The sequence below is a fragment of the Leclercia barmai genome (assembly GCF_049312895.1).
Classification (GTDB): Bacteria; Pseudomonadota; Gammaproteobacteria; order Enterobacterales; family Enterobacteriaceae; genus Enterobacter; species Enterobacter barmai.
The window spans coordinates 404,021-419,211 of the sequence record NZ_JBMNWZ010000002.1 but is presented as its reverse complement, the minus strand read 5'-3'; the positions used below and the strand labels follow the sequence as shown (position 1 = coordinate 419,211).

At 54.8% G+C, this 15,191-nt stretch carries 12 protein-coding genes and 2 tRNA genes; 7 read left to right on the top strand and 7 right to left on the bottom strand.

Translation table 11 applies throughout. The features are described 5' to 3' along the window. Positions 1–18: 18 nt before the first annotated feature. Together ACOYA6_RS10395 and shiA are read right to left on the bottom strand one after the other, a co-directional pair. Positions 19–1,473: an AMP nucleosidase gene (locus ACOYA6_RS10395; RefSeq protein WP_039030225.1), complete on the bottom strand. Its 1,455-nt coding sequence runs from the start codon at positions 1,471–1,473 to the stop codon at positions 19–21. 73 nt (positions 1,474–1,546) lie between these two features. Then, positions 1,547–2,857 carry a shikimate transporter gene (gene shiA / locus ACOYA6_RS10390; protein ID WP_039030224.1) on the bottom strand — a complete coding sequence of 437 codons (1,311 nt, stop codon included), beginning with the start codon at positions 2,855–2,857 and terminating at the stop codon, positions 1,547–1,549. A 237-nt stretch (positions 2,858–3,094) separates the two neighbouring features. On the opposite strand from shiA, the gene ldtA reads away from it, so the two are divergent. The 5 genes from ldtA to ACOYA6_RS10365 all read left to right on the top strand — a co-directional run bounded on the left by ldtA (position 3,095) and on the right by ACOYA6_RS10365 (position 9,008). After that, complete coding sequence (gene ldtA / locus ACOYA6_RS10385; RefSeq protein ID WP_039030223.1) at positions 3,095–4,048, top strand: L,D-transpeptidase; 954 nt, start codon at positions 3,095–3,097, stop codon at positions 4,046–4,048. Between the two features lie 201 nt (positions 4,049–4,249). Continuing rightward, positions 4,250–4,927, top strand: coding sequence for a fimbrial biogenesis chaperone (locus ACOYA6_RS10380; protein ID WP_039030222.1), 678 nt, complete (start codon positions 4,250–4,252; stop codon positions 4,925–4,927). Between the two features lie 114 nt (positions 4,928–5,041). Next, positions 5,042–7,501, top strand: a complete 2,460-nt coding sequence (locus ACOYA6_RS10375; protein ID WP_422654644.1) for a fimbria/pilus outer membrane usher protein — start codon at positions 5,042–5,044, stop codon at positions 7,499–7,501. Further along, entirely contained in the window at positions 7,485–8,441 is a 957-nt protein-coding gene (locus ACOYA6_RS10370; protein ID WP_422654643.1) for a fimbrial protein, read from the top strand. Before ACOYA6_RS10375 ends, ACOYA6_RS10370 begins: the two co-directional genes overlap by 17 nt. A gap of 39 nt (positions 8,442–8,480) precedes the next feature. Continuing rightward, positions 8,481–9,008, top strand: coding sequence for a fimbrial protein (locus ACOYA6_RS10365; protein WP_039030220.1), 528 nt, complete (start codon positions 8,481–8,483; stop codon positions 9,006–9,008). 74 nt (positions 9,009–9,082) lie between these two features. On the opposite strand, the gene ACOYA6_RS10360 is transcribed toward ACOYA6_RS10365, so the two are convergent. Further along, positions 9,083–9,158, bottom strand: a tRNA-Asn gene (locus tag ACOYA6_RS10360). Positions 9,159–9,477: 319 nt separating this feature from the next. On the opposite strand from ACOYA6_RS10360, the gene nac reads away from it, so the two are divergent. Both nac and cbl read left to right on the top strand, forming a co-directional pair. After that, positions 9,478–10,395, top strand: a complete 918-nt coding sequence (gene nac, locus ACOYA6_RS10355; protein WP_039030219.1) for a nitrogen assimilation transcriptional regulator NAC — start codon at positions 9,478–9,480, stop codon at positions 10,393–10,395. A gap of 96 nt (positions 10,396–10,491) precedes the next feature. After that, the gene (gene cbl / locus ACOYA6_RS10350) at positions 10,492–11,442 is read left to right on the top strand and encodes an HTH-type transcriptional regulator Cbl (protein WP_039030218.1); all 951 of its coding nucleotides are present in this window, start codon (positions 10,492–10,494) and stop codon (positions 11,440–11,442) included. Positions 11,443–11,531: 89 nt separating this feature from the next. Here the strand turns inward: cbl and ACOYA6_RS10345 are convergent. The 4 genes from ACOYA6_RS10345 to ACOYA6_RS10330 form a co-directional block, all read right to left on the bottom strand. Further along, a tRNA-Asn gene (locus tag ACOYA6_RS10345) sits at positions 11,532–11,607 on the bottom strand. A gap of 100 nt (positions 11,608–11,707) precedes the next feature. Further along, the gene (gene mtfA / locus ACOYA6_RS10340) at positions 11,708–12,505 is read right to left on the bottom strand and encodes a DgsA anti-repressor MtfA (RefSeq protein ID WP_422654642.1); all 798 of its coding nucleotides are present in this window, start codon (positions 12,503–12,505) and stop codon (positions 11,708–11,710) included. A gap of 219 nt (positions 12,506–12,724) precedes the next feature. Beyond that, entirely contained in the window at positions 12,725–13,450 is a 726-nt protein-coding gene (gene dcuR / locus ACOYA6_RS10335; RefSeq protein WP_039032534.1) for a two-component system response regulator DcuR, read from the bottom strand. Continuing rightward, entirely contained in the window at positions 13,447–15,060 is a 1,614-nt protein-coding gene (locus ACOYA6_RS10330; RefSeq protein WP_422654641.1) for a sensor histidine kinase, read from the bottom strand. The genes dcuR and ACOYA6_RS10330 overlap by 4 nt, the downstream gene beginning before the upstream one ends. Positions 15,061–15,191: the final 131 nt, after the last annotated feature.

The following is a 15,191-nucleotide window of genomic DNA, read 5'->3' as shown; positions in this document are numbered from 1 at the left end:
AACTTTCCTTTTTTATGATTAGCGGAACGGCGGCTCGTTAAAGGTACGCAGTTTACGCGAGTGTAATTTATCGCCCTCGGCGCGCAGCCGATCGATGGCGCGAATGCCAATCTGCAGATGCTCGGAGATGGCCCCCTCGTAGAAACGGTTGGCCTGGCCGGGGAGCTTAATTTCGCCGTGCAGCGGCTTATCGGAGACGCACAGCAGGGTGCCGTAGGGCACGCGGAAGCGGTAACCCTGGGCGGCGATAGTGGCGCTCTCCATATCGATCGCCACCGCGCGGCTTAAGTTAAAGCGCAGCGCCGACGCCGAATAGCGCAGCTCCCAGTTACGGTCGTCGGTGGTGACCACCGTTCCGGTACGCAGACGCTGCTTAACCTCTTCGCCCGGCATGCCGCTCACCTCTTTAGTGGCGTCGTACAGCGCGCGCTGCACCTCGGCGATGCTCGGGATAGGGATATCTGGCGGCAGCACCGCATCCAGCACGTGGTCGTCACGCAGGTAGGCGTGGGCCAGCACGTAATCGCCAATCAGCTGGCTTTCACGCAGCCCGCCGCAGTGACCAATCATCAGCCAGACGTCCGGGCGCAGTACCGCGAGGTGATCGCAGATGGTTTTGGCGTTTGACGGACCTACGCCGATGTTAATCAGGGTAATGCCCTGCCCATCGGCGGTGACCAGATGCCAGGCGGGCATCTGGTGCTTTTTCCACGCCAGATCGGAGATGGCCTGTTCCGGGGCTTCGGTTTCGGCGGTGATCCAGATCCCACCCGCGCAGGAGAGGGCGATGTACGGGCTGTCAGGATCGAGGATCTGACTGCAGCCCCAGCGCACAAATTCATCCACATAGCGGGTGTAGTTGGTAAACAGCACGAACGGCTGGAAATGTTCTGCGGGCGTGCCGGTGTAGTGACGCAGGCGCGCCAGTGAAAAATCGACGCGGCGGGCATCAAAGTGCGACAGCGGGGAAAACTCTGCGGGATGGTAGATCCCGTCCGCCGTCTCATCGCCGATCTGCGACAGCTCGGTAGTCGGGAAGTGGCGCGTCAGGCCCGCGCTCATGGAGCGGTCCAGGGTCAGCTCTGAGCCGTCGATAACGTACGGATAGGGGATCTCATGGCGCGATGGCTCTACGGTGATGTGGGCGCCGTAGTCCTGATACAGCAGCGTCAGCTGCTCTTCCAGATAAGGACGGAAAAGCGTCGGACGGGTAACGGTGGTGGAGTAGCATCCGGCATGGGTAAAACGGCCATAGGCGCGGGTTTTTGGTGGATTAGTGGCGCTACCATCCCAGGTCACGGAAAGTGACGGATAAACAAAGAGGCCATTCATTCTGGCCTCTGGATCGGGGAGCGTTCCGTCTTTGATATAGTTGCTGATGGCGCTGCGCAGGGCGTTGACCGCCTGGTCGTACAGCGCATCCAGCGTTTCCAGTGCCTGAGCCGGGGTCAGGCTGGAGCCCTTATTATTCATCTCTGTCTCCTTGTTCCACAGGTGTACGGCGTTACCCGATAGTATGTCACCTGTATGTGAAACAAAAGTGAGATCAGGCGTCGGCGCGTTTCATCAGCAGGCAGGTCGCGGCAGAGAGCAGGCACCCGGCCAGCAGATAGATAGCCACGCTGTGCCAGTCGCCGCCGGAGAAGGTCACCAGCGCGGCGGCGATAAACGGCGTGAATCCGCCTCCCACCACGCTCGCCACCTGATAGCCAACCCCTGCGCCGCTGTAGCGGTAGCTGGCACCAAACATTTCGGTGAACATCGGCTGCTGGACGCACACCACCATGTCATGAGCAATATTCGCCAGCATAATGGCGAAGACTACAATCCAGAAAACAGACTGGGCTTCGAGGGCCATAAAGAAGGGGAAGGTACTCAGGGCACCTGTTAGCGCACCGGTGATATAGATCCGGCGGCGGCCAAACCTGTCCGCCAGCCAGGCAAAGCAGGGGATGGTGAGGCAACTGATGCCGCCCACCAGCAGGCCAATATTCAAAAACAGCTCGCGAGGCAGGCCCAGGTTCTGGGTCGAGTAGCTTAGCGCGAAGGCGGTGACGATATACATGGTCAGCAGTTCACACAGGCGCAGGGCGATAATTTTCAAAAACGCGCCGGGATGGCGGATCAGCGCGTCCATCACCGGCAGGCGGCGCTGCTCTGCGGGTTGCTGTCGCTGCTGTTCGAACTCGGCAGACTCATCCATCCCCTTACGTACCCACAGCGCCCCCAGCACCAGTACAATGCTGAACAGGAACGGGATGCGCCAGCCCCAGCTCAGGAACTGTTCGTCTGTGGTGAGGGTACTTATCAGCGACACCAGTCCGGTGGAGAGCAGCAGACCCACACCATAACCCACCTGCACGCCGCTGCTGTAGAAGGCTTTTTTACGTGCCGGGGCGCTTTCAACCGACAGCAGCGCCGCGCCGCCCCATTCGCCGCCGACGGCAAAACCCTGAACGGCGCGCAGGGTGACCAGCAGAACCGGTGCCCACCAGCCAATAGCGGCAAAAGAGGGAAGAATACCAATCAGCGCCGTGGCGATCCCCATCATCCACACCGTCAGCATCAGCATCCGTTTGCGGCCCAGCCTGTCGCCGAAATGGCCGAAGATCACTCCGCCCAGCGGGCGAAAGAGAAAGCCGACACCAAAGGTGGCAAAGGCGGCGAGGGTGCCCATTGCCGGGCTTATTTGCGGGAAAAATTCGCGGTTAAAAACCAGCGCGGCGGTAATGCCGTACAGCAGAAAATCGTACCAGTCGACTACCGCACCGGCAAAACTGCCAAGGGCCGCGCGGCGTGCGCGCTGAAGCGATGGTGTTGCCCCGTCGGGGGACGAGGAAGCGAGGGTGGTATCCATAGTGATCCTGTCTGAGGTTATTTTCTTATAGGTATAGGAAGAAGATCGCTCACATTACGGTTGCCTTTAAACAGCGGCGGGTAAGAGACTACCGCGACAGCGGACAGCTGAAAACGTTTTTATCCCGGCATGAGCTAAACGGGTGATATTCATCGTAATGATGATTTGTTGGCTGGCTATAAACGCAGCAACAAGGCTATGCTTGTCAGACACGTGGAGCGACAGAGGAAGGGAATGATGGGTCGTATTAAGAAGTTGGGTTTTATTACTGCTTTACTGGTGAGCCAGAATGTACTGGCGGTGAGCTATCCGTTGCCGCCTGAAGGGAGCCGCCTGGTAGGAAGCGCGCAGACGATCGTCGTTCCGCATGATAATAAATTGCCGCTGGAGGCGTTTGCGGCGCAGCACGGGCAGGGGCTCAGCAATATGCTGGAGGCCAACCCGGGTGTCGATCCGTTTTTACCCAAAGCCGGTACCCAGTTGGTTGTGCCGCAGCAGCTGATCCTGCCGCCGACGGTGCGCGAGGGCATTGTGGTCAACGTGGCGGAGATGCGTCTCTATTATTATCCGAAAGGGAGCAACACCGTTGAGATCTTCCCAATCGGTATCGGTGAAGCCGGGCGCGAGACGCCGCGCAACTGGGTCACCGCCGTTGAGCGCAAGCAGGACGGGCCAACCTGGTCACCAACGCCAAATACCCGTCGGGCCTACGCCAAAGAGGGCAAAACGCTGCCGGCCTTTGTGCCCGCAGGGCCGGACAACCCGATGGGGCTATATGCCCTGTATATCGGCAGGCTTTACGCTATTCATGGTACCAATTCAAACTTTGGCATCGGGCTGCGCGTGAGCCAGGGCTGCATTCGTCTGCGTAACGCCGATATCAAATACCTGTTCGACAATGTCCCGGTCGGAACCCGGGTGCAGCTTATCGATCAGCCGGTTAAAGTCACCACCGAGCCGGACGGCGGCCGGTGGGTCGAAGTTCACGAACCGCTGTCGCGCAATCGCGCGGAATTTGAATCCAGCAATAAAGTGCCGTTGCCGATGACGGCAGGGCTGCGCGCGCAGCTCAACGGTGCAGATGTGGATGCGGTGAAGGTTGACGGAGCACTGGAGCGCCGGTCGGGTATGCCGGTAAATATCGGCTATGGCGCGCGCGAGACGCCGCTGGTGGCAACGCTCGGCCAATGAGCTGACAACATCAGTCAAAACCCGCGCAAGCTTCTCTGCGCGGGTTTTTGCTTTATAAATAGGGTAAAGCATCTCTTAGCATAAAATTACGCTGCGCTTTGATTGTTGGATTTGCTGAAAAGCTAAATACTCTGCCGAACTATTTATCACCCTGTAACGACAGCGCAGGTATCTTTTTCAGCTAAAATCCACTGGTTTATTATGCAACATATCAGAAATAACCTTTTGACAGGTTTGCTGGCGCTATTTTGCGCCTCGTCAGTCTGTGCGGGCGTTAATATTGGCGGAACGCGCGTAATTTACGACGGCGGGAAAAAGGAAGCGGCAATCGGCGTTTCAAATCCAGATAGCGTTCCTTATCTTATTCAGTCATGGTTCGATAACCCGGATAATAGCAGCGGGAAAATTCCCTTTGTCATTACACCTCCCCTGTATCGACTGGATCGTGGACAGGAAAATACCATGAGGATTGTCCGCGCGGGGAGTGTACCGGACAATAAAGAATCAATGTTCTGGCTAAATATTAAAGCCATTCCTGCGGCGGAAAGAAAAGCAAACTCGTTGCAGATTGCGGTGAAAACCCGTATCAAATTAATATACCGCCCGGCTTCGTTAAAAAGAAAAAACCCGGAAGATTTTGCTGACCAGCTGAAATGGACACGTTCCTCTAACAATATTTCGGTGCGTAATCCCGGGAATTATTATATGAATTTTAATGAGATTACCGTTGCGGGAAAAAACGTACCTGAACCCACCTATGTTGCACCGGGGGCGTCTGCAACGTTTTCATTACCGGCTGGCGTAAGCTCAGGGCCTGTAACATTCAAACTGATCAATGATTTTGGTGGGGTAGGAAAGACTCATCACGCCGCTATTTAAAAAGGGGAAACTCTGCAGGGGCATGGGATAAGAATTTTTATGCGCAAGATATTATACTCCTGGTTTACACCGACTCGTCTGGCCTGTTTAATTGCGCTGGCGTTGCCGGGTATTATGCAGAGCGCCAGTGCCGAAGAGTATTTTAATCCGGCACTGCTCGAAGTGGGTAACCCCTCGATGAGAGGTATTGATCTCTCCTCTTTTGCACGTGGCGCGCAGGTGCCAGGTAAATATCGCGTTGAGGTCGTGGTAAACGATCAGACGGTGGATACCCGCGAGATTGATTTTAAATCGGTGGCAAAGGCCGAAGGCGATCAAAGCCTCCAGCCGTGTCTGTCGATAGGATTGCTGCAAAGTTATGGTGTCAAAACCGATCTCTTTCCCGGACTCGATAAAGATCCTGAATGCGCAAATCTTGCGGCGATCCCAAAGGCGACTGCCGATTTCATCTTTGGTGCGCAAAAACTATTGTTGAGTTTTCCTCAGGCGGCACTTACATCCCAGGCGCGCGGCTATGTTGCGCCAGAAATGTGGGACGAAGGCATTAACGCCTTGCTGCTGAATTACAGCATCAGCGGTGATAACACCTGGGGCAGAAATAGCACCTCCAGTAACAGCCAGAGTCAGTACGCGAACCTGCGTCCGGGCGTGAATATTGGCCCCTGGCGTCTGCGTAACTATATGACATGGCGCCGCGATTCTGATGGTAAAGCGCAGTGGGATACGGTTTATACGTATGCCCAGCGCAACATCGTTCCTTTGAAAAGCCAGCTGACGCTCGGCGACAGTTCATCGCCTTCCGACGTATTTGACAGTATTCCTTTTCGCGGTGGGCAGCTGGCCTCCGACGATGAGATGCTACCCGACAGCCAGAAAGGCTATGCCCCTGTGGTCCGCGGTATTGCGCGTACCAACGCTCAGGTGGTTATCCGCCAGAATGGCTACACCATCTACCAGAGCTATGTTGCCCCCGGCGCCTTTGAAATTACCGATATGTACCCTACCGGCGGTGCGGGTGATTTAAGTGTTTCGGTGAAAGAAGCGGACGGCAGCGAACAGGATTTTGTCGTGCCCTATGCCTCTGTGCCTGTTCTGCAGCGAGAGGGGCGACTGAAGTACAGCCTGACGGGGGGGCAATATCGTCCCAGTGATAGCCAGGCAGAAAAGCGCCCGCTGATGCAGGGAACCGCTATGTATGGTCTACCGAAGGGCTTAACCCTTTATGGCGGTATACAGGCGTCCAGCCCCTATCAGTCCTACGCTATCGGCGTTGGTAAAAATATGGGTGAGATCGGGGCGTTGTCTGTGGACGTTACCCAGGCTTGGTCGAGCCCTGAGACGCAGGATAAAACAAGCGGGCAAGCCTGGCGCGTGCGCTATAGCAAAAACTTTACCGATACCGGAACCAATTTCTCGGCGACCAGCTATCGCTATTCCACCGCGGGATATTACGGGATGCAGGACGTGCTTGACGCCGATAGCAACAGTCAGTCGTTGCAGGATCATCGGCGTAACCGCGCTGAATTGACGCTGAGTCAAACGCTCGGCCCTGCCTTCGGCTCGATCACCGGCAGCGCAATCCGTGAAGATTACTGGAACGCTGACAAGACGATGAGTTCATACAGCGTCAGCTATAACAACGCGTGGAACGGTATCACCTGGGGACTGAGTTATACCTATAGCAATAACGCGAGCGCAGAGGGTAGCGACGGGGAGAAAACCTATGATAAAGACCAGATCCTGGCTTTAAATATAAGTGTTCCTTTAGATCGTTTCCTGAGTAATACCTGGGCCAGCTACAGCCTGAATAGCAGTAAGAAAGGGGATACAACCCATACGGTTGGTCTGAGCGGCACGGCGTTGCAGGAAAATGCCCTGAGCTGGGGTGTACAGCAAGGGTATGGCAATGACGGAACTGGTCATAGCGGTAACCTTAGCGCTGACTATCACGGAACCTATGGCGAAGTCACCGGCGGGTATAGCACTGACGATAATATGCAGCGGGTTAACTATGGCCTGAATGGAGGCGTTATAGTGCATGCCGACGGTATGACGCTGGCGCAGCCTTTTGGTGAAACCCTTGCACTGATTAAAGCCCCGGGCGCGTCGGGGGTGGGCGTAACAGGCCAGACCGGCGTGAATACCGATTACCGGGGTTATACCATCGCCAGCAATGTCTCGCCGTATCGTAAGAACAGCCTGAGTCTGGACACTGAAACACTGCCGGATGACGTTGAGCTGGAATTAACTACCCAGACCGTCATTCCCACGCGGGGCGCGGTGGTGAGAGCTGTATATAAAGCCAATGTGGGCACTCGCGTATTAATGACTCTGACCAGGGCAACGGGGCAACCCGTTCCGTTCGGGGCCACAGTCACTGTTGCCACCGATAAAAATTCAGCCGGATTTATTGTGGGGGATCAGGGCCAGGTCTACCTGACCGGCCTGAAAAACCGCGGTGAGTTAATTGCACGCTGGGGTATGGAAGCGAATGAAAAATGTCGAGTTAATTATTTGCTTCAGGGATCTGAAGCGGATTCTGGAGTGGTTTTAATCAATGAAATATGCAAATAAATTTATCGGCTATAAACGCGTTGGTGCCTTAATGATAATGATATTTTGGTGCTTCAGTTTTAATGCTTTTGCTGATTGTTCATTTGTCTCCGGGCAGGGAACGCAAAATCTGAGCTTTTCACCTGATAACGTTACCGTGCAAAGAGATGTGCCCGTTGGAACAGTAATATATTCAGACTCAACGGCGGCGGGTTCAATGTTGCTGGGCTGTAATGGCGATATCAACACTAATTATTATAAGATGCTTTATCTTGGTGGCGTACCAACATCAATTAATCATGCTTATGCGACCAATATTCCTGGCGTAGCGATATCTGTCGATCTTGCATGGGGATATCTTGACAATCCAGCGTCCACTGATAATACGCCATTGGCATCTGTAAGACTCCCCCCGATTATCTATAAGTTGATAAAAACGGGTGATATTCAGTCTGGTCAGTTAAGTACCGGACTCATTGGCACCTGGACGGTATCAGACATTACGGTAGTGAGAATAAACATGACGGGTGGGAGTATAACCCAGGTTGCATGTTCAGTGACTACGCCTAATTTAACGTTTCCGATAGGCAATGTTTCAAAAGCAGATTTTGGTACAACTACAGGATTTACCCCGGCAAAAACCAGTACCCAGAATCTCGGATTAGATTGTGATGGTTCCGCCAATATAAATGTCACGCTGAACGGGCAACAGAATCCGGATGTCAGCGATGCCAGCGTAATGGCCTTAAATAATCAAGGAGGTACGAATATCGCGCAAGGCGTTGGAGTGCAATTATTATATGACGGTAAACCACTCGTTATTAATTCCAGGCTTGCATTAAAAACATCCAGCGGCGGAAAAGAAGCCTTTCCTCTTACTGCCCGTTATTACCAAACCAGAAATACCGTCACCGTCGGCGAAGCTAATACTTCCGCAACGTTGACACTGACATACCAATGAAATGTTCAATGTCTCAACATCATGCCAAGGTGGGCTAAAATGAAAAAAAGTTTATGTTATCTGACCGCATCTATTTCTGCTGTACTTTTTGCGGGTAATATTTATGCGGCAGATAGCGTTAATATCAACATTACCGGGAGAGTAATTGCTTCTCCTTGTACTACATTAAATGGTGGTTCCGATGCGTTAAACGTTGACCTGGGCCAATCCCTCCAGGCTTCCTCTTTTGAAGGGGCAGGCTCGGGTTCAGCAATGAAGACCTTTGATTTACCGGTGACCGGTTGTCCGGCTAGTACCACTAACGTAAAAGTGACGTTTACTGGCAACCCGGACGGCACAGATGCGACGCTGTGGGCAAACAACGCGGCTCAAGCTGCTGCCAATACCGCAGTTGAGTTATCCCAGCAATCTACGGGAGCCATTTTGAGCAATAACAGCTCATTAATTGGTGCCGTTGAAGAGGGGAATACAACCTTTAAGCTTCAGGCGCGTGTCTATTCGAAGGCAGGTAAAGTTATGCCTGGCGATGTCTCCTCAGCGATTGTGGCCTCTTTCGAGTATCAGTGAAACCGATGGTGTCGGCGCTGTCGATACCAAAGCAAAAAGCCCGCTTAAGTTTCCTTAAGCGGGCTTCTTAAATATGGCTCCTCTGACTGGACTCGAACCAGTGACATACGGATTAACAGTCCGCCGTTCTACCGACTGAACTACAGAGGAATCGTGTGAACGGGGCGCATATTATCGACGTCAGGTGCACTTGTCAAAGGGTGATCCCGCCTGTTGGTATCGTTTGCTGACAAAATCAGCAAAGTGGCGTTTTCCACAGCGGTTTGCACGTTTTTGGTGCGGATATACCCCGAATGGGGCAGATCATAAACCGCTGTTTCACTTCAAAAAGCCGCGACAGCAATTGGATTTCCTTATTTTCAGCCGCTTAGCGGACATATCGGACCTCTTTTAAAAACTGGCAAGCATCTTGCAAAACCTTCTGTACATTCGCGCCGGAACCGGCAACGCATTTCGTACAGGGGGCAAAATGAACTTAAGACGACTGAAATACTTCGTAAAAATCGTCGATATCGGTAGCCTGACCCAGGCTGCTGAAGTGTTGCATATCGCACAGCCGGCACTGAGCCAGCAAGTGGCCACTCTGGAAGGTGAACTCGATCAGCAGCTGTTGATCCGCACGAAACGCGGCGTAACACCAACTGAAGCCGGCAAGATCCTCTACACACATGCACGCACTATTTTGCGCCAGTGTGAGCAGGCGCAGCTTGCGGTGTGCAATGTCGGCCAGACGCTAACCGGGCAGGTCTCGATTGGGCTGGCGCCGGGCACGGCGGCCTCTTCTGTGACCATGCCGTTATTACAGGCAGTGCGCGCAGAGCTACCGGAGGTGCTGGTCTACCTGCACGAAAACAGCGGCGCGGCGCTGAACGATAAATTACTCAGCGGGCAGCTGGATATGGCGGTGCTATACGATCGTTCCCCTGTGGCGGGGATCACTAGCCAGCCGGTATTGAAAGAAGATCTCTTTCTGGTAGGCACGCGGGATTGTCCGGGACAGAGCGTGGATTTAAACGCCGTAGCGGAGATGAATCTGTTCTTACCCCGCGATTACAGCGCCGTGCGTTTGCGCGTCGATGAGGCCTTCTCTCTGCGCCGCCTGACGGCAAAAATCATCGGTGAAATCGACTCAATATCTACCCTGACCGCCGCCATTGCCAGCGGGATGGGCGTAACGGTCCTGCCTGAATCCGCCGCGCGCTCGCTTTCAAGTGCTGCCAATGGCTGGATGGCGAGAATCTCCTCGCCGTCGATGAGCCTGCCGTTGTCGCTTAATGTCTCTGCCCGCGGATCTTTATCACCACAGGCGCAGGCGGTGAAAGAGATCCTCATGTCGCTGGTGAGCCGCCCGTCACTGGAGAATCGCGAGCTACAGCTGGTGAGCTGATATTCCATAAAGGTATAAGTTGCTGGTTTTTATTATTTGTTCTCACAACGGGCACACTCTAACAATAGCGTCATGTCAGATTCGCCGGAGTGAACCGTGAATTTCCAGCAACTTAAAATTATCCGTGAGGCGGCCCGTCGGGATTACAACCTGACCGAGGTCGCCAACATGCTCTACACCTCCCAGTCGGGCGTCAGCCGCCATATCCGCGAGCTGGAAGAGGAGCTGGGCATTGAGATTTTCATTCGCCGCGGCAAACGCCTGCTGGGGATGACCGAGCCCGGCAAGGCGCTATTGACCATAGCAGAACGCATTCTCAACGAAGCGAGCAACGTGCGCCGTCTGGCCGATCTCTTCACCAACGATGCCTCCGGCGTGTTGACCATCGCCACCACCCACACTCAGGCTCGTTACAGTCTGCCGCCGGTGATCAAGGCCTTCCGGGAGCTGTTCCCGGATGTGCGTCTGGAGCTGATCCAGGGCACGCCGCAGGAGATAGAAGTCCTGCTGCAAAACGGCGGGGCGGATATCGGCATCGCCAGCGAGCGCTTAAGCAACGATCCGCTGCTGGCGGCGTTCCCGTGGTTTCGCTGGCATCACAGCCTGCTGCTGCCGGTCGACCATCCGCTGACGCAGGTCTCCCCGCTGACGCTGGAGGCTATCGCCAAATGGCCGTTAATCACCTATCGCCAGGGCATCACCGGGCGCTCCCGCATCGATGAAGCCTTTAACCGCAAAGGGCTGACGCCGGATGTGGTGCTCAGCGCCCAGGACTCTGACGTGATCCGAACCTACGTCGAGCTGGGGCTGGGGATCGGGCTGGTGGCGGAACAGTCCGGCGACGAGCGCGAGCAGGGGAATTTGCTACGTCTCGATACTCGCCACCTGTTTGATGCCAACACCGTCTGGCTTGGGCTTAAGCGGGGGCAGCTGCAGCGCAACTATGTCTGGCGCTTTATCGAACTTTGCAACGCCGGGCTGTCGGTGGATGAGATTAAACGTCAGGTCATGGAGCCGGAAGAAGCGGCGATTGACTACCAGATATAGCCTGAACGACCCCGCCATGCGGGGTCTGACAGTTAAAACATAGTAAGCAAAAAGCCCGCTTAAGTTTCCTTAAGCGGGCTTCTCAAATATGGCTCCTCTGACTGGACTCGAACCAGTGACATACGGATTAACAGTCCGCCGTTCTACCGACTGAACTACAGAGGAATCGTGTGAACGAGGCGCATATTAATGGCCTCGCTATTTTGTGTCAACACTAAATTCAACGCCCTGATTCAATTGATTAATTATGACTCAGGCTGCTGATTTAGTGTACTTGCGTGGCGGGACCCTCGCCGGGTCCTTCATTTTCACGCAAACGCTGCAGCGGGTCCTGCTGGTAAAACTGGCAAAAACGCTGCCACAGCGCCGGGAAGCGGGGGGCGAAAAGCTCGGGGGCGCTGAAGAAATATTCCGATAACACCGCGAAGCATTCGGCTGGATCGGTGGCGGCATAAGCGTCAATGCTGGCCGCGCTTTCGCCCACCAGATCGATCTCATCCTGAATGTTGTTCATGGCAGCGTGCAGGTCGTGTTCCCATCCTGCCACTTCACGTAACGGGATAAACGGCACGCCGCTGGCGCGATCGCCGTTACGGGTATCCAGCTTATGAGCCACTTCATGAATGATGAGGTTGAAACCGGATGCGTCGAAGGAGTCCTGAATATCCAGCCAGTTGAGGATAATCGGCCCCTGCTGCCAGCTTTGACCGGACTGTACCATCCGCTGACTATGAACCAGCCCGATGTCATCCTCCCACTCGTCGTCCACCACAAAGGGTGCCGGGTAGATCAGCACTTCATGGAAACCGTCCAGCCACTCGATACCCAACTGCAGTACCGGCAGGCAAAAGAGCAGGGCAATACGGGTGCTCTTGCGATCGTCGAGTTCAAAACCCTGGAGCGGCACCAGGCGTTTCTGCTGTAAGAACCGCATGGCAAGCTGTACCAGACGCGATTTATCCTCATCCGATAAAGTGGACAGAACGGGGATCGCCAGCGCCTCTTCCCACGGCAGCGCCGCGCTTCGGGCGGATTCATTCGATTTCCAGGGCCACTTAATCATCGCTTTGCTCGCAAACTTGTTACTTGAACAAAATTGAACGGTTATGGTCTGTTAAAATGCCAGATTACTCGTCAGAATTTCTGCTCGCTTCTCACCAGACTTCCTGTGCGCTGGTTACCTTATCATTCCGCTTACGAGAAGTAACAGCCCTTTACCGCCTCATAACAATATATGTGAGCTAAATCAGGATGTTTGCCTGAAGAGGCTGTTTTACGGACATTACTCCTGGTGGCAATACTGTCTGAGCAGGGCAATCTGCTCTGGACGCAGGCGATAGCGATATACAGGCCGGCCGGTTGCGCCATAGTGAATGCTGGTGTGCAGAATGTTGACCTGCGCCAGCCAGATCAGGTATTTGCGACAAGATACCCGCGAGATATTGACTGCGTTCGCCAGATCGTCGGTCGAGAACTCTGTCCCCGGATGGGCATCAATCCATAAGCACAATGTACGCAGTGTCTGAGGGGTTAACCCTTTCGGCAGGCGACGACTGTCCGCCAGCTCCGGCGCACCACCGCGTAGCAGTCGGTCAACGTCTGCCTGCTCATAATACTGGTGCGATTCCATCAGCTGTTTTTTCTTGCACCAGCCGTTCAACGCCTCGGCAAAACGCGGAAACTGAAACGGTTTGATCAGGTAATCCACCACGCCATAATGCATGGCGGTTTGAAGGGTGGAGGCGTCCGAGGCCGAGGTGATCATGATAACGTCTGTTTTACGCCCGGATGCGCGGATCGTCGGCAGCAGGCTCAGGCCATTATCGCGCTGCATATAGACATCCAGCAGGATCAGATCCACCTGTCGGGCAGGGGAGTGAAGTACAGCTTCAGCCTCTGCAAGGGAAGTGGCAATGCCGCAGCAGCAAAATCCCTCGACCCGGTCCAGGTACTGGCGGTTAAGATCGGCCACCATGGCATCGTCATCGACAATCAAAACATGTATCACGCGTTTTTCCTTTCACTGTCCCAGGGGAGTTGCACAAAAAACTGGGTAAACACGCCCGGCTCAGATTCCACGGCGATCTCCCCGCCCAGATTTTCGATTTGCTGACGGGCGAGGAAGAGTCCCACCCCCCGGTTCTCACCTTTGGTGGAAAACCCTTTGCTAAAAATGGTCTGCAGATGCTCAGGGGCGATACCCGGGCCATCGTCACTCAACTCGGCACTCAGCCAGCCCTGCTGATAATGCAGCAGCAGACTGATTTCCCCTTCGCCCTGCGTTGCCATGGCATCAAGCGCATTTTCAATCAGATTACCGAGCACGGTAACCAGGCCTGCGACCTGCTGCGCGTTCGGGTTATCGGGAACCTGACTGGCATCAGAGAGTGTGAGGCTAACCCCCAGTTCTCTGGCACGGTTGATTTTGCTCAGCAAAAACCCGGCAACCACCGGCGATTTGACGTTGCGCTGCAGCGTGCCGACATCGCTCTGCCAGGCATTGGCGGTCAGCAGGACGTACTCTTCAAGTCTGGCATATTGCTTCATATGCAGCAGCCCGAGGATCACATGCAGCTTATTCATAAACTCGTGGGAGTGGCTGCGCAGGGCATCGAGATAGTTCACCATGCCGTCCAGCCGCTGCAGAAGTTCGCTGATTTCGGTCTTATCGCGAAAAGTGGTGATGGCACCCATCAGCTGATTATCGCTTTTGACGGGCAGAGTATTACAGAGCAACAATCGACCGTGGCAGTTAATCTCCTGATCCTCAAGAGGATGTCCGCTACGTAACACCTCGCGAAGGTTCGCCAGCAGCGGGGCTTCATGCAGGGTATTGCTGCTGGCGTTGATATTCAGGATCTGCCGGGCGGCATGGTTGACCATCGTCACATGCCCATGCTGATCCACGGCAATGACGCCCTCGCGCAGGGAGTGCAGCATCGCCTGACGCTGTTCCAGCAGGGCTGAGATTTGCCAGGGTTCCAGTCCGAACAGAACGCGCTTCAGCATTTTCACCAGCCCCCAGGCGCCGAGCGCCCCCAGCAGCGCGCTGAACAGTACCAGCCAGATGGCATCCCAGCGGTTGCGGGCTATCTGCTGTTCGACTTTATTGAGCGAGATCCCCACCGCAACCACTCCAATCTGCTGATGCTGTGCGTTGTAGACCGGCGTGAATACGCGCAGCGCCTCGTCGAGCACCCCGTGATTGATGGCGACATTCTCTTTATCCTCCAGCGCCGGGCGGAGATCGTCGCCAATAAAAGCTTTGCCGAGCAGGGTGCTGTTGGGATGCGAATAGCGGATCCCTTGCATATTGGTGACAACCGCAAACAGCAGATTGTTGCGCTGCATTACGGCCAGGGCGACGGGCTGGATAATGTTGCTCTCCGGCGGGAGCGACAAGCCGCGGATAACCTCAGGGCTGTCGGCCAGCGTTCTGGCGACCGCCAGGGCGGTATCCCGCACCCCGTCACGGGTGGCCCGGGTGATTTGCGCGAAATAGAGGACAAAAATCACCAGCAGCACCGCGCCCGTCACGCTGTACACCATCAATGTGACCAGCGTGTTGAGTTTCATTGGGCGCCTGTGCGTGGGGGGAAGGGGCGGCAAATCGCGCATTGAAACTCCGGTAAATACAGAAAGGAGGGCATTATCGCTGATGGCGCTAATTTGTAAAAGGGATGTAAAACGGAGGGCGGCAGAAAGCAAAAAGCCCGCTTCGCAGCGGGCTTAACAGATTGTTGTCGGCC